This window comes from Streptomyces sp. NPDC052299, from assembly GCF_040679335.1.
In the GTDB taxonomy this organism is placed as follows: Bacteria; Actinomycetota; Actinomycetes; order Streptomycetales; family Streptomycetaceae; genus Streptomyces.
On record NZ_JBFAUP010000011.1, the window covers coordinates 231,343 to 251,308 of the forward strand.

The 19,966-nt window shown below is 74.3% G+C and carries 15 protein-coding genes; 5 read left to right on the forward strand and 10 right to left on the reverse strand.

Annotation, left to right across the window (positions count from 1 at the left end):
- Positions 1 to 16: 16 nt before the first annotated feature.
- Both AB0L33_RS20720 and AB0L33_RS20725 read left to right on the forward strand, forming a co-directional pair.
- Positions 17 to 643: a precorrin-8X methylmutase gene (locus AB0L33_RS20720; protein ID WP_143623089.1), complete on the forward strand. Its 627-nt coding sequence runs from the start codon at positions 17 to 19 to the stop codon at positions 641 to 643.
- Entirely contained in the window at positions 640 to 2,148 is a 1,509-nt protein-coding gene (locus AB0L33_RS20725; protein WP_365683417.1) for a precorrin-2 C(20)-methyltransferase, read from the forward strand. The genes AB0L33_RS20720 and AB0L33_RS20725 overlap by 4 nt, the downstream gene beginning before the upstream one ends.
- On the opposite strand, the gene AB0L33_RS20730 is transcribed toward AB0L33_RS20725, so the two are convergent.
- The gene (locus tag AB0L33_RS20730; RefSeq protein ID WP_365683419.1) at positions 2,133 to 2,891 is read right to left on the reverse strand and encodes a cobalt-precorrin-6A reductase; all 759 of its coding nucleotides are present in this window, start codon (positions 2,889 to 2,891) and stop codon (positions 2,133 to 2,135) included. The genes AB0L33_RS20725 and AB0L33_RS20730 overlap by 16 nt on opposite strands.
- A gap of 11 nt (positions 2,892 to 2,902) precedes the next feature.
- Here AB0L33_RS20730 and AB0L33_RS20735 point away from each other — a divergent pair, with 11 nt between their 5' ends.
- A complete protein-coding gene (locus tag AB0L33_RS20735; RefSeq protein WP_365683421.1) occupies positions 2,903 to 4,018 on the forward strand; it encodes a cobalt-precorrin-5B (C(1))-methyltransferase in 1,116 nt (371 codons plus the stop codon).
- Between the two features lie 26 nt (positions 4,019 to 4,044).
- Here the strand turns inward: AB0L33_RS20735 and cobM are convergent, their stop codons facing one another.
- Positions 4,045 to 4,794, reverse strand: a complete 750-nt coding sequence (gene cobM, locus AB0L33_RS20740) for a precorrin-4 C(11)-methyltransferase (protein ID WP_365683423.1) — start codon at positions 4,792 to 4,794, stop codon at positions 4,045 to 4,047.
- Complete coding sequence (gene cbiE, locus AB0L33_RS20745; protein ID WP_365683425.1) at positions 4,791 to 6,044, reverse strand: precorrin-6y C5,15-methyltransferase (decarboxylating) subunit CbiE; 1,254 nt, start codon at positions 6,042 to 6,044, stop codon at positions 4,791 to 4,793. Before cbiE ends, cobM begins: the two co-directional genes overlap by 4 nt.
- Positions 6,045 to 6,220: 176 nt before the next feature.
- Here cbiE and modA point away from each other — a divergent pair, with 176 nt between their 5' ends.
- Together modA and AB0L33_RS20755 are read left to right on the forward strand one after the other, a co-directional pair.
- Positions 6,221 to 6,997 (forward strand): molybdate ABC transporter substrate-binding protein, encoded by a 777-nt coding sequence (gene modA / locus AB0L33_RS20750; RefSeq protein ID WP_365683427.1) that lies wholly within the window; start codon positions 6,221 to 6,223, stop codon positions 6,995 to 6,997.
- An 18-nt stretch (positions 6,998 to 7,015) separates the two neighbouring features.
- Positions 7,016 to 8,923, forward strand: a complete 1,908-nt coding sequence (locus AB0L33_RS20755; RefSeq protein ID WP_365683429.1) for an ABC transporter permease — start codon at positions 7,016 to 7,018, stop codon at positions 8,921 to 8,923.
- Between the two features lie 3 nt (positions 8,924 to 8,926).
- On the opposite strand, the gene AB0L33_RS20760 is transcribed toward AB0L33_RS20755, so the two are convergent.
- The 7 genes from AB0L33_RS20760 to AB0L33_RS20790 form a co-directional block, all read right to left on the reverse strand.
- Entirely contained in the window at positions 8,927 to 12,994 is a 4,068-nt protein-coding gene (locus AB0L33_RS20760) for a bifunctional nitrate reductase/sulfite reductase flavoprotein subunit alpha (RefSeq protein WP_365683431.1), read from the reverse strand.
- 135 nt (positions 12,995 to 13,129) lie between these two features.
- Entirely contained in the window at positions 13,130 to 13,483 is a 354-nt protein-coding gene (mnhG, locus tag AB0L33_RS20765; protein ID WP_365683433.1) for a monovalent cation/H(+) antiporter subunit G, read from the reverse strand.
- Positions 13,480 to 13,815, reverse strand: a complete 336-nt coding sequence (locus AB0L33_RS20770; protein ID WP_365683435.1) for an MrpF/PhaF family protein — start codon at positions 13,813 to 13,815, stop codon at positions 13,480 to 13,482. The genes mnhG and AB0L33_RS20770 overlap by 4 nt, the downstream gene beginning before the upstream one ends.
- A complete protein-coding gene (locus tag AB0L33_RS20775; protein ID WP_365683437.1) occupies positions 13,812 to 14,456 on the reverse strand; it encodes a Na+/H+ antiporter subunit E in 645 nt (214 codons plus the stop codon). Before AB0L33_RS20775 ends, AB0L33_RS20770 begins: the two co-directional genes overlap by 4 nt.
- Positions 14,453 to 16,108 carry a Na+/H+ antiporter subunit D gene (locus AB0L33_RS20780; protein WP_365683439.1) on the reverse strand — a complete coding sequence of 552 codons (1,656 nt, stop codon included), beginning with the start codon at positions 16,106 to 16,108 and terminating at the stop codon, positions 14,453 to 14,455. Before AB0L33_RS20780 ends, AB0L33_RS20775 begins: the two co-directional genes overlap by 4 nt.
- The gene (locus tag AB0L33_RS20785; RefSeq protein WP_365683441.1) at positions 16,105 to 16,731 is read right to left on the reverse strand and encodes a Na(+)/H(+) antiporter subunit C; all 627 of its coding nucleotides are present in this window, start codon (positions 16,729 to 16,731) and stop codon (positions 16,105 to 16,107) included. The genes AB0L33_RS20780 and AB0L33_RS20785 overlap by 4 nt, the downstream gene beginning before the upstream one ends.
- Positions 16,728 to 19,637, reverse strand: a complete 2,910-nt coding sequence (locus AB0L33_RS20790) for a Na+/H+ antiporter subunit A (RefSeq protein ID WP_365683443.1) — start codon at positions 19,635 to 19,637, stop codon at positions 16,728 to 16,730. Before AB0L33_RS20790 ends, AB0L33_RS20785 begins: the two co-directional genes overlap by 4 nt.
- Between the last annotated feature and the right edge of the window lie 329 nt (positions 19,638 to 19,966).

The window sequence follows — 19,966 nt, forward strand, 5'->3', positions numbered from 1 at the left end:
AGAGAGCGACACCACTGTGTACGAGTACGAGAAGGACGGACCGGCCATCTATCGCCAGTCCTTCGCCACCATCCGGGCGGAGGCGGACCTCGCCGGGCTGCCCGCGGACGTGAGCCAGGTCGCGGTCCGGATGATCCACGCCTGCGGGATGGTCGACCTCGTACGCGACCTCGGCTACACGCCCGGCGCGGTCGCCCGCGCCCGCGCCGCGCTGCGGGCCGGCGCGCCCATCCTGTGCGACGTGGCCATGGTCGCCAGCGGGGTCACCCGCAAGCGGCTGCCCGCGGACAACGAGGTGGTGTGCACCCTGTCGGACCCGGCCGTGCCCGGGCTCGCGGCGGAGCTGGGCACGACGCGCTCGGCGGCCGCCCTGGAGCTGTGGCGGGACCGGCTCGACGGGGCGGTCGTGGCCGTCGGGAACGCGCCGACCGCCCTCTTCCGGCTGCTGGAGATGATCGAGGAGGGGGCCCCGCGCCCCGCCGCCGTCATCGGTGTCCCGGTCGGGTTCGTCGGGGCCGCCGAGTCGAAGGACGCCCTGGCCGCCCACCCGTCGGGGCTCGACCACCTGATCGTGCGCGGCCGGCGGGGCGGCAGCGCCATCGCGGCCGCCGCGCTCAACGCCATCGCCAGCGAGGAAGAGTGACCGTGAGCGAGCAGCAGACGGGACGGCTGTACGGGGTCGGGCTCGGCCCCGGGGACCCGCGCCTGATGACCCTGCGCGCCGTGGAGGTCATCGCGGAGGCGGACGTCATCGCCTACCACAGCGCCCGGCACGGCCGGTCGATCGCCCGGTCCATCGCGGCGGAGCACCTGCGCGCCGACCACATCGAGGAGGCCCTGGTCTATCCCGTCACGACGGAGACCACGGACCACCCGGGCGGCTACCGGGGCGCGATGGAGGACTTCTACGCCGAGGCGGCGGCCCGGCTCGCCGTGCACCTGGACGCGGGGCGCACGGTCGCCGTGCTCGCCGAGGGCGACCCGATGTTCTACGGCTCGTACATGCACATGCACAAGCGGCTGGCCGACCGCTATCCGACCGAGGTGATCCCCGGGGTGACCTCGGTCAGCGCGGCCGCCGCCCGGCTCGGCACCCCGCTCGCGGAGGGCGAGGAGGTCCTGACGATCCTGCCCGGCACCCTGCCGGAGGAGGAGCTGACCGCCAGGCTGGCCGCGACCGACGCGGCGGTCGTTATGAAGCTGGGCCGCACCTTCCCCGCCGTGCGCCGCGCGTTCGAGGCGTCGGGCCGGCTGCCCGAGGCCCGCTATGTCGAGCGCGCCACGATGGCCGGGGAGCGGCTGGGCGAGCTGGCGGAGACGGACGCCGGTTCGGTGCCGTACTTCGCGGTCGCCGTCCTGCCGAGCCGGATCGACGCACGCCCGGAACGCGCCCCGGGCGACGGCGAGGTGGCCGTCGTCGGCACGGGTCCGGCCGGTCCGCTGTGGCTGACGCCCGAGACGCGCGGGGCGCTGGCCGCCGCCGACGACCTGGTCGGCTACACGACGTACCTGGACCGGGTGCCGGTCCGGCCGGGGCAGACACGGCACGGCTCGGACAACAAGGTGGAGTCGGAGCGGGCGGAGTTCGCGCTCGACCTGGCCCGGCGCGGGCGTCGGGTCGCCGTGGTGTCCGGCGGGGACCCCGGGGTCTTCGCGATGGCGACGGCCGTGCTCGAAGCCGCGTCGCAGGAGGAGTACGCGGACGTGCCGGTGCGGGTGCTGCCCGGGGTGACGGCGGCCAACGCGGCGGCGGCCCGGGCGGGTGCGCCGCTGGGCCACGACTACGCGACGGTCTCGCTGTCGGACCGGCTCAAGCCGTGGGAGGTCATCGCGCGCCGGCTGTCCGCGGCCGCCGCGGCGGACCTGGTGCTGGCCCTGTACAACCCCGGTTCGCGGAGCCGGACGTGGCAGGTCGGCAAGGCGCGGGACCTGCTCCTCGAACACCGCTCGCCGGACACGCCCGTGGTCCTCGGCCGGGACGTGGGCGGGCCGTCCGAGAGCGTACGGACCGTGCGCCTGGCCGATCTCGATCCGGCCGAGGTGGACATGCGCACGATCCTGATCGTCGGGTCGTCGCAGACCCGGTGGGGGCGGCGGGGCGACGGCGCGCAGATCGTGTGGACGCCGCGCCGCTACCCGGAGGGCTGATCCATCAGCCGGTGCAGCCAGGCCACGGCCTCTTCCGGGGTGCCGGCCACCGCGCCCCCCTCGGGGACCGGTGGCCGGCGGACCACGACGACGGGGATGCCGGCCTCACGGGCGGCGGTCAGCTTGGGGGCGGTGGCGGCGCCGCCGCTGTCCTTGGTGACGAGGACGTCGATCCGGTGGCGGCGGATCAGCTCGCGCTCGCCCTCCAGGGTGAAGGGACCCCGGTCGAGCAGGATCTCCATCCGGGCCGGGAACGGCGGTTCCGGGGCGTCCACGGACCGCGTCAGGAACCACAGCCCGTCCAGGCCCGCGAAGGCGGCGAGCCCCATCCGCCCGGTGGTGAGGAAGACGCGCCGCCCCAGCGCGGGCAGCGCGTCTGCCGCCTCGGCGAGGGAGCCGACCGGGTGCCAGGCGTCACCGGCACCGGGCACCCAGCCGGGCCTGCGCAGCATGAGCAGGGGAACATGGGCGGCGGCGGCCGCGGCGGCCGCGTTGAAGGTGATCGTCCCGGCGAAAGGATGGGTGGCGTCGATGAGCGCGTGCACCCGGTGCGAGCGGAGCCAGTCCGCGAGCCCGTCGGCCCCGCCGAAGCCCCCGGTCCGGACCTCCCCCGGCGGCAGCTTCGGCCGGGCCACCCGGCCCGCGAGCGAGCTGGTGACCCTGCTTCCGGCGGGCAGCGAGGCCACCAGCAGTTCGGCGAGGCGGCGGGCCTCCGTCGTCCCGCCCAGAATCAGTACGTGCACGGGGTCCATCCATGAGTGAGGCGAAAGGCGGGCGCGGCGCCCAACTCAAGCACACCGGTCTGCGGCCCGGCTGGACGACCGGTGCCTGCGCGACGGCCGCCACGACGGCCGCGTACACGGCGCTGCTGAGCGGGGACTTCCCGGACCCGGTGACCATCACCCTGCCCAGGGGCGAGACCCCGGCGTTCGCGCTGGCCGTGGAGGAGCTGGCGGACGGGCGGGCGACGGCGGGCGTGGTCAAGGACGCGGGCGACGACCCCGACGTGACGCACGGGGCCCTGGTGCGGGTGAGCGTGCGGGCGCTGCCGCCGGGCTCGGGCGTGGTGTTCCGGGCGGGCCCGGGCGTCGGCACGGTGACGCTGCCGGGGCTGCCGCTGGACGTCGGCGAACCTGCGGTCAACCCGGTGCCGCGTCAGATGATCCGGGACCACGTCGCGCGGGTCGCGGCGGCGCACGGCGGGTCCGGGGACGTCGAGGTGACGATCGGCGTGGACCACGGCGAGGAGATCGCCCGCTCCACCTGGAACCCGCGCCTGGGCATCCTGGGCGGCCTGTCGATCCTCGGCACGACCGGGGTCGTGGTGCCGTACTCCTGCTCGGCGTGGATCGACTCGATCCGGCGCGGCGTGGACGTGGCGCGCGCGGCCGGGCACACCCATGTCGCCGGGTGCACGGGGTCCACCTCGGAGAGGACGGTGGTCGCCGAGTACGGGCTGCCGGAGATCGCGCTGCTGGACATGGGCGACTTCGCGGGCGCGGTCCTCAAGTACGTACGCCGCCATCCCGTGGACCGGCTCACGATCTGCGGCGGGTTCGCCAAGCTGTCGAAGCTGGCCGCCGGCCATCTGGACCTCCACTCGGGGCGCTCCCAGGTCGACAAGGCGTACCTGGCGGAGCTGGCCCGGCGGGGCGGCGCCGACGAGGCCCTGGCCGCCGGGATCGCCGTCGCCAACACCGGTCTCGCCGCGCTTCAGCTGTGCCAGGCGCACGGGGTGCCGCTGGGTGATCTGGTGGCCGTGGCCGCGCGGGACCAGGCGCTGTCGGTGCTGCGGGGCGCGCCGGTGGCCGTGGACGTGATCTGCGTCGACCGGGCGGGGACCGTGGTGGGGCGCAGTCCCGTGCGCTGACCCGCCCGGGCGGTGACCGGCCCCGGTCAGCAGGTGTGGCGGTCGCGGGCGGGCGAGTAGAGGTGGCTGTCGTGGAACTGCGCGGCGCCCAGGGTGCGGCCGACCATGATCACGGCGGTGCGGATGACGCCCGCGGCCTTCACCTGCCCGGCGATGTCGTCCAGGGTGCCGCGCAGGACGAGCTCGTCGGGGCGTGAGGCCATCGCGACGACGGCGGCCGGGCAGTCCGCCCCGTAGTGCGGCAGCAGCTCCGCCACGACGCGGTCCACGTAACGGGCCGCGAGGTGCAGGACGATCAGGGCGCCGCTGCGGCCGAGCGTCGCCAGGTCCTCGCCCTCGGGCATGGCGGTGGCCCGCTGGGCGATCCGGGTCAGGATGACGGTCTGGCCCACGGTCGGCACGGTCAGCTCGCGCTTGAGGGCCGCCGCGGCGGCGGCGAACGCGGGCACGCCCGGGACCACTTCGTACGGCACGCCCGCCTCGTCCAGGCGCCGCATCTGTTCGTTGACCGCGCTGAACACCGAGGGGTCGCCGGAGTGCAGCCGCGCCACGTCGTGGCCGGCCTGGTGCGCGGCGACGAGTTCGGCGGTGATCGCGTCGATGTCGAGCTGTGCGGTGTCCACCAGGCGGGCGTCGTCCGGGCACTCGGCCAGGAGCTCGCGGGGCACCAGGCTGCCCGCGTACAGGCACACCCGGCAGGCGGCGAGCGTGCGCGCGCCGCGCACCGTGATCAGGTCGGCGGCGCCGGGGCCCGCGCCGATGAAGTACACGGTCATCTGTCGTCTCCAGGGAGTTGGGTGGCCTTGCGTACGGACCACTGGGTGACGGGCATGGCCTGCCGCCAGCCGGTGAACGTGCCGACCGGCACGGCGTGCGAGACGGCGAGGCGGGTCAGCTCACCGCCGTGCGCCTTGTGCCGGGCGGCGAGCAGCGCCTCGGACTCCAGGGTGACCGTGTTCGCGACCAGCCGGCCGCCGGGCGGGAGCGCGTCGAGGCAGGTGTCGAGGAGGCCGGGCGCGGTGAGGCCGCCGCCGATGAACACGGCGTCCGGGGGCGGTAGTCGGTCCAGGCAGTCGGGGGCGCGGCCGGTGACGACGCGGAGGCCGGGCACGCCGAGCCGGTCGGCGTTCTCCGCGATGCGCGCCGCGCGTACGGGGTCGCGTTCGACGGTGACCGCCCGGCAGGAGGGATGGACGCGCATCCACTCGATGGCGATGGAGCCGGAGCCGCCGCCGATGTCCCAGAGGAGTTCGCCGGGGGCGGGGGCGAGCACGCCGAGCGTGACGGCCCGGACATGCCGCTTGGTCAGCTGTCCGTCGTGCGCGTACGCCTCGTCCGGCAGGCCCGGTACAGCGCCGAGGCGCAGCGCCCCGGGCTCCCTCCGGCACTCGACGGCGACGATGTTGAGCGGGTCCCCCGCCGGGTGGTCCCAGGTGTCCGCGGTGCCCTCGGCGCACGACTCGCCCTCGCCGCCGAGCTGTTCCAGGACCCGCATGCCGCTGGGCCCGAAGCCGTGGTCGCGGAGCAGTGCGGCGACCGTGCCCGGGGTGGTGGCGTCGGCGCTGAGGACGAGGAGCCGGCGTCCTTCGTGGAGGGCGGCGGCGAGCCGGGCGGCGGGGCGGCCGACGAGGGTGACGACCTCGGTGTCCTCCAGCGGCCAGCCGATCCGGGCGCAGGCGTAGGAGACGGACGAGGGGTGCGGCAGGACGTGCAGCCGGTCGGCGCCCAGGACTTCGGTGAGGGCCCGGCCGATGCCGTAGAACATGGGGTCGCCGCTGGCCAGGACGGCGATGCGGCGGCCCGCGTGCGCGGCGAGCAGGCCGGGGACGGCGGGGCGCAGGGGCGAGGGCCAGGGCACGCGGGTGCCCGCGCACTGCGGTGGCAGGAGGGCGAGTTGGCGCTCGGCCCCGATGAGGACCTGGGCGTCGGTCAGTGCCGCGCGCGCCGGTCCGGTGAGCCCGGCCCATCCGTCGGCGCCGATGCCGGCCACGGTGACTGCGGGCGGGCGGGGGTGCTCGGGGGTCACGGACGGTACCTCGGTCTCGGGGGCTGGCGCGCATCCGCACTCTACTGGCCGGTCACGGGCGGCCCGGAGGCGGCTGGGAGCTTCCTCCAGGACGTACCGCACCTGCCATGTGTTTTCCCATGGAAAGCTGTAAATGCGATGTGATCAGCCATACTCTTTGGCACATGCTGCTCTCCATGACTTCTGCCTCTCCTCAGCGGCGCGCCGCCGCGGCCCTGGTCGTCGTGGGCCTGCTGCTCACTCCCCTCACCGCCTGCGGCGGGGACGACGGCACCACCGGGGACACGGCCGCCGACCTCACCGTCCTCGCCGCCGCCTCCCTCACCGATGTGTTCAAGGAGGCGGGTGCGGCGTACGAGAAGGAGCACCCGGGCACGAGGGTGACGTTCTCGTTCGCCGGGTCGCAGGAGCTGGCCGCTCAGGTGAAGCAGGGCGCCCCCGCCGACGCGCTGGTCACGGCCGACACCAAGACGATGGACGGGCTGAAGCGCGACACCGGCACCCCGACGGTCATCGCGAAGAACCGTCTCGTCATCGCCACCGGCAAGGGCAACCCGGAGAAGGTCGGGAGCCTCGAGGACCTGGCCGACACCGGGCTGAAGGTGGTCCTCGCCGCGCCCGAGGTGCCGGTGGGCCGGTACAGCAAGCAGATCCTGGACGCCCGGAAGATCACCGTGAAACCGGTCTCGCAGGAGCCGAACGTGCGCGCGGTGCTCAGCAAGGTCGAGCTGGGCGAGGCGGACGCCGGGCTCGTCTACCGGACCGATGTCGCCTCGGCCGCCGGCAGGGTCGACGCGGTCGACATCCCGGACGGGCAGAACGCCGTCGCCTCGTACCCGGCGGCGACGCTGAGGAACAGCGAGCACGGCGCGGCGGCCGAGGCGTTCGTAAAGTGGCTGTCCTCGCCCGAGGCACAAGAGATCCTGACCGGTGCGGGCTTCCAGCAGCCGTAGCGTGGACAAGGAACGCCGATGAACCGACCCCGCGGCCGCGCGCCGATCGTGCTGGCCCTCCCCGCGCTCCTGGCCGTCGCGTTCCTGCTGCTGCCGCTGGCCGGCATCCTGGCCCGGACCTCGTGGAGCGAGCTGGGCACGCACCTCACCGGCGAGTCCACCACCCGGGCGCTGACGCTGTCGCTGATCGTCTCCGGCTGGGCGCTGGCCCTCTCCCTCGTCCTGGGGGTGCCGCTGGCCTGGCTCCTGGCCCGGGTCGACTTCCCCGGCAAGGCGTTCGTCCGCTCGCTGGTGCTGCTGCCGATGGTGCTGCCGCCCACGGTCGGCGGGGTCGCCCTGCTCCTCGCCTTCGGCCGCCGGGGGCTGCTCGGACCGTGGCTGGAGGACTGGTTCGGGATCACGCTGCCCTTCCACACCTCGGGCGCGGTGCTCGCGGCGACCTTCGTCGCCATGCCGTTCCTGGTCATCAGCCTGGAGGGCGCGCTGGGCGGGCTGCGTCCCCGTTACGAGGAGACGGCGGCCTCCCTGGGGGCCTCGCCGGTACGGGTGTTCCTCACGGTCACCCTGCCGATGGTGGCGCCCGGTCTGGCCGCCGGGGCCGCGCTGACCTGGGCGCGGGCGCTCGGCGAGTTCGGGGCGACCATCACCTTCGCGGGGAACCTTCCCGGCACCACCCAGACCCTGCCCCTCCAGGTCTACCTGCTGCTCCAGGACAGCCCGGAGGCCGCGACCTCGGTGTCGCTGCTGCTGCTCGTCATCGCCATGGGGGTGCTGCTGGCGCTGCGGGGGCGGTGGACGGGGACGCCGCCGGAGCGTGTGCGGCGGGAGACCGGCGCCGAGGACCCCGCCCCCGTACGCGAGCAGCCCCTCCTGGAGCCGTCCGGTGGCGAACCCCGGCCGCTGCACGCCGAGGTCACCGGCTTCAACGAGCTGACCCTCGACGCGGAGGCCGGGACCACCATCGCCGTCGTCGGCCCCAACGGCGCCGGCAAGACGACCCTGCTGCGCGCCCTGCTCGGCCTCACCCCACGCTCCCACGCCCGCCTCCTGCTGGGCGACACCGACGTCACCGCCCTGCCCGCCCACCGCCGGGGCGTCGCCTGGGTCCCGCAGGACGGCGCGCTGTTCCCGCACCTGAGCACCCTCGCCAACACCGCTTACGGGCTGCGCGCGAAAGGCGTCCCGCGCGCCGAGGCCCGCCGCACCGCACAGGAGTGGCTGGACCGGCTCGGGGTCGGGCAGCTGGCCTCCCGCCGCCCCGCCCAGATCTCCGGCGGCCAGGCGCAGCGCGTCGCGCTGGCCCGCGCGCTGGCCGCCCGTCCGCGCCTGCTGCTGCTCGACGAACCGCTCGCCGCGCTGGACCAGACGACCCGGTCCCGGGTCCGGCACACCCTGCGCCGCCATCTCGACGGCTTCGGCGGCGTCTGCCTCATCGTCACGCACGACCCCGTGGAGGCCGTCGCGCTCGCCGACCGGGTCCTCGTCCTGGAGGACGGCCGCACGCTTCAGTACGCCCCGCCCGCCGAGGTCACCCGGCACCCGCGCTCCCCCTGGGTCGCCCGGATGCTCGGCCGCAACGCCTGGCCCGGCACCGCGACCGCCGACGGCCTGGCCCCCTCGGGCGGCGGTCACCTCGTCGCGGCCGACCCGCTGCCGGCCGGGGCGCCCGCGCTCGCGGTCATCGCGCCCGAGGCCGTCTCCGTGCACCGGGAGAAGCCGTCCGGGAGCCCGCGCAACGTGTGGCCGGGGACGGTGCGCGAGATCACGGCGGGCGGGAGCCGGCTCCGCGTGCTGGTGGGCTCCGAGCAGGTGCCGGACCTGGTCGCCGAGATCACCCCGCAGGCCGCCGCCGAGCTGTCCCTCGCGGACGGGGCGCGGGTCTGGACCAGCGTCAAGGCCACCGAAGTGACGCTCGTGGCGCTCTGAGTCTCAGTAGACGTCCCGGACGTACCGCTTGTCGGCGGCGAGCTGCTTCACGTAGAGGGCGGCGGCCTCCGGGTCGAGCCCGCCGTGCGCGACGGCGATGTCCCGCAGCGCCCGGTCGACGTCCTTGGCCATCCGGGCCGCGTCGCCGCACACGTAGAAGTGGGCGCCGTCGCGCAGCCAGGACCACAGCTTGGCCCCGTGCTCGCGCATCCGGTCCTGGACGTAGACCTTGGCGCGCTGGTCGCGCGAGAAGGCGGTGTCCAGGCGGGTGAGGGTGCCGTCCGCGAGGAAGGACGTCAGCTCCTCCTCGTAGTAGAAGTCGGTGGCCCGGTGCTGTTCCCCGAAGAACAACCAGTTGGGGCCCGGGGCGCGGCGGGCGCGGCGCTCCTCCAGGAAGCCGATGAAGGGGGCGACGCCGGTCCCGGGGCCGACCATGACCATCGGTGCGTCGGGGCGGGCCGGGGGCCGGAAGTGCGGGGCGCGGCGGACGAAGACCGGGACGCGGGTGTCGGGGGCGGCGTCCGCGAGGAACGGCGAGCAGACCCCGGCGCGGGGGCGGCCGCGGGTGTTCTCGTAGCGGACGACGGAGACCGTCAGGGAGAGGCGGTCGGGGTCGGTGAGCGGGCTGGACGATATCGAGTACAGGCGCGGCTGCAGGGGTCTGAGGACGGCGGCCCACTCCTCGGGGGTGGCCTTGACCGGGTATTCGGCGAGGACGTCGACGGCCTGACGGCCCCAGGACCAGCGGGCCAGCTCGCCCTTGTTGTCGGGCCGCAGCATCTTCTTCAGGTCCCGGTCGCCGGTGCGTTCGGTGACGAAGCCGAGCAGGGCGGGGGTGAGGCGGGTGACGTCCAGGTGGGTGCGGAGGGCGTCGCCGAGCCGGAGGCCGCCGTGGCCGGAGACCTCGATCTCCGCGTCGGCGTCGAGGCCGGTGACGGAGAGCCATTCGGCCACCAGGTCCGGGTGGTTGGCGGCGTGGACGCCGAGCGCGTCACCGGCGGCGTAGTCGAGGGCGGTCCCGGTGCCGCTGGTGTCGAAGGTGAAGCGGCGGACCTCCTTGCCGGAGCCGGGCAGTCCGAGCAGCCGGTTCCCGGCCAGCCGGGCGGTGACGGGCGCGGGCTTCGGGGTGCGCGCCGGGGCGGGCGGGGGCGCCGGGGCCGGGTCGGCGGGCGGGGCGGTGAGCCCGGCGAGGACCTGGTCGAGCCAGCTCAGCGCGGACGGTTCGTAGTCGGGTTCGCAGTCGGTGCGGGGGGCGAGGCGGACGGCGCCGAGTTCGTCCAGGCGCCGGTCGAGCCTGCGCCCGTGCCCGCAGAAGTCGTCGTACGAGGAGTCGCCGAAGGCCAGTACGGCGTACCGCCTGCCGTCCAGGGGCGGGAGGTCCGCCGCCGTCAGGGCCTCCCAGAACCCGGAGCCGTTGTCGGGCGCGTCGCCGTCCCCGAAGGTGCTGGTGATCAGGAGGAGGTCGGCGGCCGGCGGCAGGGCGCGCGGGTCCGCCTGGTCCATGCCGAGGAGCCGGGTGCGCAGGCCCGTGGCGGTGAGCCGGTCGGCGGTGGCGACGGCGAACTCCTCGGCGTTGCCGGTCTGCGAGGCCCACAGCACGACGACCTCGCGGCCGGGGGCCTCGGCGGCGGGGACGGGCGCGGGGTCGTCGGCGGGCGGCCCGGTGCGCGAGTACATGCCGGCCAGGACACCGTTGACCCAGCGGGCGTGCTCGGCGCTGAAGGGGGCACCGGGCGGGAGGACGGGGACGCCGGGGTTGCCCAGCGGCAGCCCGGCGAGGAAGCCGACGAGGTACTGGCGCTCGTGCTCGGCGAGGACCGGGGGCGGGGAGGTCTCCAGGCCGAAGACGGCGGCGGGCGCCTGCGCGGGCGCCTCCACCGGCAGCGGCACCGGGGCGGCGGGGGCGGCGGGGGCGGCGGCCACCTTCTTCAGGGTCACCGCGCACACCTTGAACTCCGGCTGGTAGGAGACCGGGTCCACCGCGTCCCCGGTCACCGCGTTGACGCTGAGGTATTCGCCGAACAGGTCGTTCCAGTGGAACGGTGCGAAGCAGCAGCCGGGCGCCACGCGGTCGGTGACCACGGCGGGCAGCACGGCCCGCCCGCGCCGGGACTCGACCTCGACCTGGTCGCCCTCCGCGAGCCCGAGGCGTGCCGCGTCCTGCGGGTGCACCTCCACGAAGGGTCCGGGGTTGAGCCGGTTGAGCTTGCCGACCCTGCCGGTCTTGGTGAGGGTGTGCCACTGGTGCTGGACCCGCCCGGTGTTGAGCAGGAAGGGGTAGTCGTCGTCGGGCATCTCGGCCGCCGCGATGTGGGGGCGGGCGAAGAAGCGGGCGCGTCCGGTCGGGGTCGGGAAGGCCGGCCCGCCGCCGTCCGGGGCGAGATAGCGGATGGGGTTGCGGTCCGGCCCGTCGGGGGTGGGCGCGGGCCACTGGACGGGGGCGGTGCGCAGCCGTTCGTACGTCACGCCCCGCAGGTCGTAGCCGGTGCGGGGGTTCGCGGCGCGCTTGATCTCCTCGAAGACCTCCTCGGCGCTCCCGTACGAGAAGGCGTCCTCGTAGCCCATCGCGCAGGCGACGCGGGCGATGATCTGCCAGTCCGCGAGGGCTTCGCCGGGCGGCTCGACGGCCGGGCGGGCGAGGGTGAGGTTGCGTTCGCTGTTGACGAGGACGCCCTCCGCCTCGGTCCACAGGGCGCCGGGCAGCACGACGTCGGCGTAGGCGTTGGTCTCGGTGTCGGCGAACGCGTCCTGGGTGATGACGAGTTCGGCGGCCTCCAGGGCCTCGATGACGGTGCGGCGGTTGGCGACGGAGGCGACGGGGTTGGTGCAGATGATCCAGCACGCCTTGATGTCTCCGGCCGCCATCCGCTCGAACATCTCGACCGTGCCCCGGCCGCACTCGTCCTTGCGGAGGGTGCCGGGGGCCAGGCCCCACAGCTCCTCGGTGAAGGCCCGGTCCTCGTCGTCCAGGAGCGAGCGCTGCCCCGGCAGTCCGGGGCCCATGTAGCCCATTTCGCGCCCGCCCATCGCGTTGGGCTGGCCGGTGAGCGAGAGCGGGCCGCTGCCGGGGCGGCAGATCGCTCCGGTCGCGAGGTGGAGGTTGATCAGCGCGTTGGTGTTCCAGGTGCCGTGCGTGGACTGGTTGAGCCCCATCGTCCAGCAGCTCGTCCACTCCCCGGCCTCCCCGATCCACCGGGCGGCCTGGCGCAGGTCCTCCTCCGGGATGCCGGTGATCTCCGCGACGGTGGCGGGCGGGTAGTCGGCCAGGAACTCCGGCATCTCCTCCCAGCCCTCGGTGTGCGCGGCGATGAACGCGGGGTCGGTGTGCCCGTCGGCGTGGAGCAGGTGCAGGAGGCCGTTGAGGAGGGCCAGGTCGGTGCCCGGGTTCACGCGCAGGAAGAGGTCGGCCTTGTCGGCGGTGGCGGTGCGCCGGGGGTCCACGACGATCAGCCTGGCGCCCGCCTTGACGCGGTCCAGGAGGCGCAGGAAGAGGACCGGGTGGCAGTCGGCCATGTTGGAGCCGATGACGAGGAAGACGTCCGCGCGGTCCAGGTCGTCGTAGGAGCCGGGCGGCCCGTCGGCACCCAGCGACAGTTTGTAGCCGCTGCCCGCGCTCGCCATGCACAGCCGGGAGTTGGACTCGACGCGGCTGGTGCGGACGAACCCCTTGGCCAGCTTGTTCGCGAGGTACTGCGCCTCCAGGCCCAGTTGCCCGGACACGTAGAACGCGACGGCGTCCGGTCCGTGCGTGTCCATGACCGCCCGCAGCTGCCGCGCGGTGGCCGCGATCGCCTCGTCCACGCCCACCGGGACGGGCTCCGCGCCGCGCTCGGGCCGTACCAGCGCGGTGGTCAGCCGGCCGGGGGCGGCGAGCATGTCGGCGGTGGTGGCGCCCTTGGTGCAGAGCCGCCCCGCGTTGGCGGGGTGTGCCTTGTCGCCCGACGCCTTGAGGACCGTGCGCCGGCCGTCGGGCCCGGCGGCGATGTCGAGGACCATCCCGCAGCCCACCCCGCAGTACGAGCAGACCGTACGGACCTGAGTGGCGTCGGCCGACGAGCTCTGTGGGGGCACCGGGGAGACCTTCCGTGAATCGGATCGTGCTCCGACGGTAGGAAGGCGCCGTTACGCCGGTGTGGCACCGGCCGATCATGGGCGGTAACGCTCGTCGCACACCGGCCGGGCCGCCGGTGTGAGATGACCGGTCTCTCAGGTCTCCTCGGTGAGCTGTTGGTCCAGGTCGTCGAAGAGCAGTTCCGCGTGGTCGACCTGGCCCGTCCGGTACGCCGAGCGCGCGACGAGGTGGGCGGCGACCGGGCCGGTCATCATCTGGAAGAAGCCGATCAGCGCGAGCGTCGCGAGGTCCATGCCGCTGCGCAGCCGCAGCGCCACCCCGGCGAGCACGATCAGCATGCCGAGCGCCTGCGGCTTGGTCGCCGCGTGGCCGCGGGAGAGCACGTCCGGCAGTCTCAGCATGCCGAACACCCCGAGCAGGCAGATCGCGGCGCCGAGCAGCACGAGGGCGGCGCCCGCCGTGTCCAGGATCTGGAGCCAGACGTTCATGAGGCGGAGCCGCCGTTCCGTCGCTCGCGGGGGTGGTGCGGACGGCCCGGCGGCCGGTCGCGTACGGCGATGAAGCGCGCGATGCCGACCGAGCCGGTGAAGCCGAGGATGGCGAGGACCAGCATGATCGGGAAGTAGAAGGGGTCGCGGGCGAATGCCGACTTGGCGCCGAGCCCGGCGATGATGAGCGCCGCGCAGACGTCGAGCGCGATGGCCCGGTCGAGCATCGAGGGGCCGCGCCAGATGCGCGCGAGCAGCAGCACACCGGCGAGGAGGATCAGGACGACGGCCGCCACGAGCAGCACCCGGTCCACGGTCTGGGGGGCGCTCATCGGCCGTCCTCCTGGTCTCCCGGCGGTCGGCCGGTGTGCGGTGTCCGCGGGGGCGCAGCGGCGACCCGTTCGATCTCGTCGGGGGTGCCGAAGGCGCGTACGGTCAGCTCCTCCAGGCGCCAGACGGACTGCCGGGCGGCTTCCAGTTCGGCGGGGTCGCCCGCGTCCAGGACGTGCAGGAAGACGGTGGCGGTGGCGCGGCGGACCTCCACGACGGAGCCGTCGGGCACGTTCGACACGGTGACCGCGGTCGCTGCGAGCATCAGGTCGGAACGGCACCGCAGCGGTACGGCGATCACGGCGGCCCGGCGGGAACGGCCGCCGTGGATCTGCCGGGTGACCTTCACGCCGGAGGTGTACATGTCGTACAGCAGATAGCCGGCGAGCCGCAGGATGCCCCAGGGGTGCAGCCGCAGCCCCAGGTCGACCTTGGGCAGCGGGAAGGCCAGGCAGACGACCACCGCGACGACGGCCCCGGTCAGCAGGTTCGCCCAGTTCAGGCTGGACCAGAGCAGCACCCAGATGACGGTGAGCCAGGCGATCAGCGGCAGGTCGAGCACCCGCCGGCGCCGGGCGCCGAACGCGGCGCTGAACGGCGGCATGTCCTTGTTCCGGAAGGAGAAGGTGACGAGGCGTTTCACGGGCCCAGCACCTCCTGGGTGTACGGCGTGCGGGCCAGGAGTTCGGCGGCGGCGCGGTCGGTGTACGAGGTGAGCGGACCGGCGAACACGGTGAAGGCGAGGCCGAGTCCGACCGCGGCGGCCGTCGCCCAGGTCATCGGGCGGGGCAGCACGCTGGTGGTGGTGACGGCGTGGCCGTGGAGCGTGGCGGCGACGGCGAGCCCGGCGGGCTCGTGGCGGACGCGGACGCCCTCGTCGCCGGTGCCCGCCATCCGGTCCGGGCCCTCGTCGGCATCGTCGTCGTCGCTGTCGTCGTCGGACTCCAGGACGGTGCCGGCGGCGGCCTGGCCCGGGGGCACGGCCCGCCAGAAGGCGAGGTTCCACACCTTGGCCATCACGTACAGCGTGAGCAGGCTGGTCGCGGTCGCCCCGGCGACGAGGGTCCAGGCCCACACCCCGCCGTCGGCGACACCGGCGCGCATGAGGCCCAGCTTGCCGATGAAGCCGGACAGCGGCGGGATGCCGGCGAGGTTCATCGCGGGCACGAAGAAGAGGACGGCGAGGGCGGGGGCGGCCCGGGCGATGCCGCCGATCCGGGTGAGTTCGGTGGTGCCCGTCCGGCGTTCGATGAGCCCGGCGACCAGGAACAGCGTGGTCTGGACGGTGATGTGGTGGACGACGTAGACGATCGCGCCGCCGTACGCGTCCCGGGTGGCGAGGCCGATGCCGAAGACCATGTAGCCGATGTGGCTGATCAGGGTGAAGGAGAGCAGCCGCTTGAGGTCGGTCTGCGCGACGGCCCCCAGGATGCCGACGATCATCGAGGCGAGGGCCGCCGCCATCAGCAGGTCGCCGAGCCGGTTGCCGGGGAAGAGCAGGGTCTCGGTGCGCAGCATGCAGTAGACGCCGACCTTGGTGAGCAGTCCGGCGAAGACGGCGGTGACCGGGGCGGGCGCGGTCGGATAGGAGTCGGGCAGCCAGGCGGCGAGCGGGAAGACGGCCGCCTTGATCGCGAAGACCGTCAGCAGCATGGCCTGGATCAGGGTCTGGACGCCCAGCGGGAGCGCGCCCAGCCGTTCGGCGAGCTGCGCGAAGTTGGCGGTGCCGGTCGCCGCGTACGTCATGGCGATGGAGGTCAGGAAGAGCATCGAGGAGAACAGCGAGATGATCACGTACGTGGAGCCCGCCCGGATGCGCGGACCGGTGCCGCCGAGCGTCAGCAGGACGAAGCTGGCGACGAGCATGATCTCGAAGCCGACGTAGAGGTTGACCAGGTCACCGGCGAGGAAGGTGCACGACACCCCGGCGACCAGGATCAGGTACGCGGGGTGGAAGACGGCGACGGGCGTCTCCTCGTCCCGGTCCGCCATGCCCTGGCCGAGGGAGTAGACGAGGACGCACAGGGTGATGGCGGAGGAGACCGTCAGCATCAGCCCGGAGAGCCGGTCGGCGACCAGGGTGATGCCGAGCGGCGGCGCGAAGTCCCCGAGGTGCACGGAGAGCGGCCCGTCCGTGTCGGCGGCGATCATCAGGGCGACCGAGAGACCGAGTACGGCGGTGAGCACGGCGACGCTGATGAGGCGCTGGAACTGCTTGAGCCGGGTGCCGAACGCGAGGCTCAGGCCGGTCGCGCAGAGCGGCAGCAGCACCGGCAGCGGGACGAGGGCGTTCATCCGGTGCCTCCCGGCGTGTCGGAGTCGGATTCCGAGCGGGGCCCCGGCGGGGCTTCGGCGCTCTTCGCGTAGTCCTCCGGGTCCGCGCCCAGGACGTCGTGCCACAGGTCGCCGGTGGCGTCGCGGCCCCGGGCCTGGAGGGCCCGGTCGGCGCGCAGCCGGGCCCGCAGGCGGCGGCGTTCGTCGCGGTAGGCGCGGCGGGCCTCGGCGCTGCGGTCGCCGTCGGCCCGGAACCGCTCGCGCAGCTCGTCGCGCTCGTCCAGGACCTCGGCGCGCAGGACGATGCGGCGGTCCTCCAGGTCGTCGTGGACCTCGTCGGTGCCGGTCAGCTGGTGGCCGCGGTAGGCCATGGCGAGCAGGAACGCGGTGGTGGCCAGGGTGATGACGATCGCGGTCAGCGCGATGGCCTGGGGCAGCGGGTCGGTGACCCGGCCGAGGTCGACGCCGTACAGCAGTGGTTCGCGGCCCGCCCGGCCGGTGGCGGACAGGATGAACAGGTTGATGCCGTTGCCCGCGATGACCGCGCCCAGCAGGATGCGGGTGAGGGGCCGGGTCAGCATGAGGATGCCGCCGACGGCGCAGAGGACCGTCGCGGTGGCCAGGAGCGAGGCGCTGACGGTCACGGTGCGGCCTCCCCGGTCTCCGGTCCGGCCCGGCGGGCGAGGGCCTTCTCGGCGGCGGCGCGCTCGATCTGCCGGTCGATCTTGGCGCCGAGGGCCCGCACGATGTCCAGGACGACGCCGAGGACCAGCAGGTAGACCCCGCAGTCGAAGACGACCGGGGTGCCGAATGCGAAGTCGCCGACGAGCGGCCAGTGGCCGTGGTAGGTCCAGGCGTGCAGGACCGTTCCGTCGTAGAGGCCGAACACGGCGACGCCGGTCGAGACGAACAGGCCGAGCCCGGTGAAGAGGCCGGGTTGCAGGGGCGCGGCCTCGGCGAGTTCGAAGCGGCCGCCCGCGAGGTATCTGGTGATCAGGGCGAGGCCGGCGACGAGGCCGCCGACGAAGCCGCCGCCCGGCATGTTCTCGGCGCAGAACAGCAGGTAGACCGAGAGCACCAGGATCGGGTGGAACAGCAGCCGCGTCACCACCTCGAAGACCACGGAGCGGTGCTCGGGCGCCAGCGTGGCGCCCGCCGCCAGCCAGCCGCGTTCGGGCGCGCCCTCGTCGCCCTGCGGCACCCCGGTCAGCGGCTCGGCGGTCACGGACCAGGCGGTGCGGCCGCGTACCTCGGCGGGCGCCGCCGTCCCCTCGGCGCGGCGGTGCAGGTAGATGAGGCTGGTGACGCCGATCGCGGCGGCGGCGAGTACGGCGGACTCCCCCATGGTGTCCCAGGCGCGGAGGTCGACGAGGATGGTGGCGACGACGTCCTTGAGGCCGTGGTGCGCGGTCTCCTCGACCATGGCGGCGCCCGCCGGGGCCGCGGTGCGCGCGGCGGCGGCGACCCAGACGACTACGCCGAGGGTGGCGGCGGCGGCCAGGGCGACCGGGATGCGCACGGCCCGCCGCCAGGTGCTGACGGACTCCTGGAAGTGCACCGGCATCCGCCGCAGGACCAGCACGAACACGATCATGGACACGGTCTCGACGCAGAACTGGGTGAGTGCCAGGTCCGGGCCGCCCTGGACGACGAACAGCAGGGCGGTCCCGTAGCCGGTGAGTCCGGCCAGGACCACGGCCTTCATGCGGCGCCTGACGGTGAGGCAGAGGAGGGCCGCCGCGCAGGTGAGGGCGGCGACGGCGCCCTGGAGCGGGACGTCCCAGAGCCGGGGCGGGGGCGCGCCCTGCCAGGGCCGGTCGGCGATGAGCACGGCGAGCTGTCCGGCGAGCATCACCAGCAGGGTCGTCGCGAGGTACACGGAGAGGGAGCCGCGCTGGACGAAGCCGGTGGCCTGGAGGGAGAGCCGTTCCAGGCCCAGGAGCAGCTGGCCGAAGACGCCGTCGGCGGTGGGCCAGGCGATGCGCCGGGAGAGCCGGGCGACGGGGGCGCGCGCGGCGAAGAGCACCGCGCCGCCGAGGGTGGCGACGACGGAGAGGAGGAGGGCGGTGCCCCAGCCGTGCCAGAGCGCGAGGTGGTACGGGTGGGCGGGGGCCGGGAAGGCGTCCGCGTAGGCGCTGAGCAGCCGGTCGGTCCAGCCGACGCCGGGGCCGAGGACGAGCCCGCAGAGGGCGAGCACGGCGGGGGCGGCGAGGAAGGCCGGGCCGACCCGGTGCACGGGGGTGTCGGCGACCCCGGGTTTGCGCAGGAAGCCGCCCCAGATGAACCGGGCCGTGTACGCCACGGTGAGCGCCGAGCCCGCGACCGTGATGCCGAGCGCCCAGCGGTCCGCCGCGTCGCCGAGCAGCAGCGCCTCGAACGCCGACTCCTTCGCGGCGAAGCCGAGCATCGGGGGCAGGGCGGCCATCGAGAGGGCGGCGAGCACGGCGACGGCGCACACCTGGGGCAGGGCGCGCCCGACGCCGGAGAGCTTGCGCAGGTCACGGGTGCCGGCGGCGTGGTCCACGATGCCGGTGACGAGGAAGAGCGGGGCCTTGAAGAGGGCGTGGCCGAGGATCATGACGGCGGCGGCGAGCGCGGCGTCGCGGTTGCCGACCCCCGCGAGGAGGGTGAGGAAGCCGAGCTGGCTGACGGTGCCGTAGGCGAGGACGATCTTGAGGTCGTGGAGCCTGAGGGCGCGCCAGCCGCCGAGGAGCATCGTCGCGGCACCGAGGACCATCACGACGGGGCGCCAGCCGGGCACGTCGGCGAAGGCGGGGGCGAGCCGGGCGACCAGATAGACCCCGGCCTTGACCATCGCGGCGGCGTGCAGATAGGCGCTGACGGGGGTGGGCGCGGCCATGGCGTTGGGCAGCCAGAGGCTGAACGGCCAGACCGCCGACTTGGACAGGGCCCCGCACAGGATGAGCAGGACGCCGGCCTCGACGGCGGTGGTCGCCGGGGGCGGGTCGGCGAGGATCGCGGAGATGCGGTAGGTCCCGGCCGCCTGACCGACGATCAGGAAGCCGATCAGCATGGCGAGGCCGCCGAGTGTGGTGACGGTCAGCGCCTGGAGGGCGGAGCGTCTGCTGTGCCGCTGCTCGCTGTCGTATCCGATGAGCAGGTACGAGAAGACGGTGGTGAGCTCCCAGAAGACGTAGAGGGAGATCAGGTCGTCGCTGAGGACGAGGGCGAGCATCGCGCCGGCGAACGCGAGGAGGTTCCCGGCGAATCCGGCCAGCCGGGGGGTCGTGTCGCTGAAGTACGAGGCGCAGTACAGCAGGACGAGGGTGCCTACGCCGGACGCGAGCAGGACCATGAGTTCGGCGAGCGCGTCGAGGCGCAGGTCCACGGAGACGCCGTAGTCGGGCATCCAGGCCCAGGACCAGTTCACGGACGAGCCGGAGGCGGCCGTCTCCCACCGGGTGAACGCCCAGCAGGTGGTGGCGCCGGGCGGCAGCGCGAGGACGAGGAAGGCGCGCGCGCCCAGCCGTCGCACCAGCGGCCGCGCGAAGGCCGCGAGGACGAAGTGGGCGGCGATGAGCGCGGTCATACGGCGGGGCGGCGGGGCGCGGCGGCGGGCTGCGGGGTGCGCGGGACTACCGAACGGACAGAGGGCACTAAATACAGATATATCCCCGGCGCCGCTTCCCCCGTCCGACCCGCCGCACCCCGGGCGCCCGGTCACAACTCAGGCGGCTTCGCCCCTTCATGGCGAACATGTGCGTGCCACATGTTGAACATGTGATCCCACTTACTTTTCTTTTTTGCATTGTGACTACTATCTATCCGTCCTGGTTCTCAACGGATTTGACCGGCCGTGAGGTCGGTACCACGTCAAGGAGCATGCCCTGCGCACGCGCGCGTCACGGCGGAGCAGCT

Excerpts from the sequence above, each read along its gene's own strand:
- AB0L33_RS20735 (WP_365683421.1), top strand. The coding sequence starts at position 2,903 with ATGAGTGAGGCGAAAGGCGGGCGCGGCGCCCAACTCAAGCACACCGGT.
- cobM (WP_365683423.1), bottom strand. The coding sequence starts at position 4,794 with ATGACCGTGTACTTCATCGGCGCGGGCCCCGGCGCCGCCGACCTGATC.
- modA (WP_365683427.1), top strand. The coding sequence starts at position 6,221 with ATGACTTCTGCCTCTCCTCAGCGGCGCGCCGCCGCGGCCCTGGTCGTC.
- AB0L33_RS20755 (WP_365683429.1), top strand. The coding sequence starts at position 7,016 with ATGAACCGACCCCGCGGCCGCGCGCCGATCGTGCTGGCCCTCCCCGCG.
- mnhG (WP_365683433.1), bottom strand. The coding sequence starts at position 13,483 with ATGAACGTCTGGCTCCAGATCCTGGACACGGCGGGCGCCGCCCTCGTG.
- AB0L33_RS20770 (WP_365683435.1), bottom strand. The coding sequence starts at position 13,815 with ATGAGCGCCCCCCAGACCGTGGACCGGGTGCTGCTCGTGGCGGCCGTC.
- AB0L33_RS20780 (WP_365683439.1), bottom strand. The coding sequence starts at position 16,108 with ATGAACGCCCTCGTCCCGCTGCCGGTGCTGCTGCCGCTCTGCGCGACC.
- AB0L33_RS20790 (WP_365683443.1), bottom strand. The coding sequence starts at position 19,637 with ATGACCGCGCTCATCGCCGCCCACTTCGTCCTCGCGGCCTTCGCGCGG.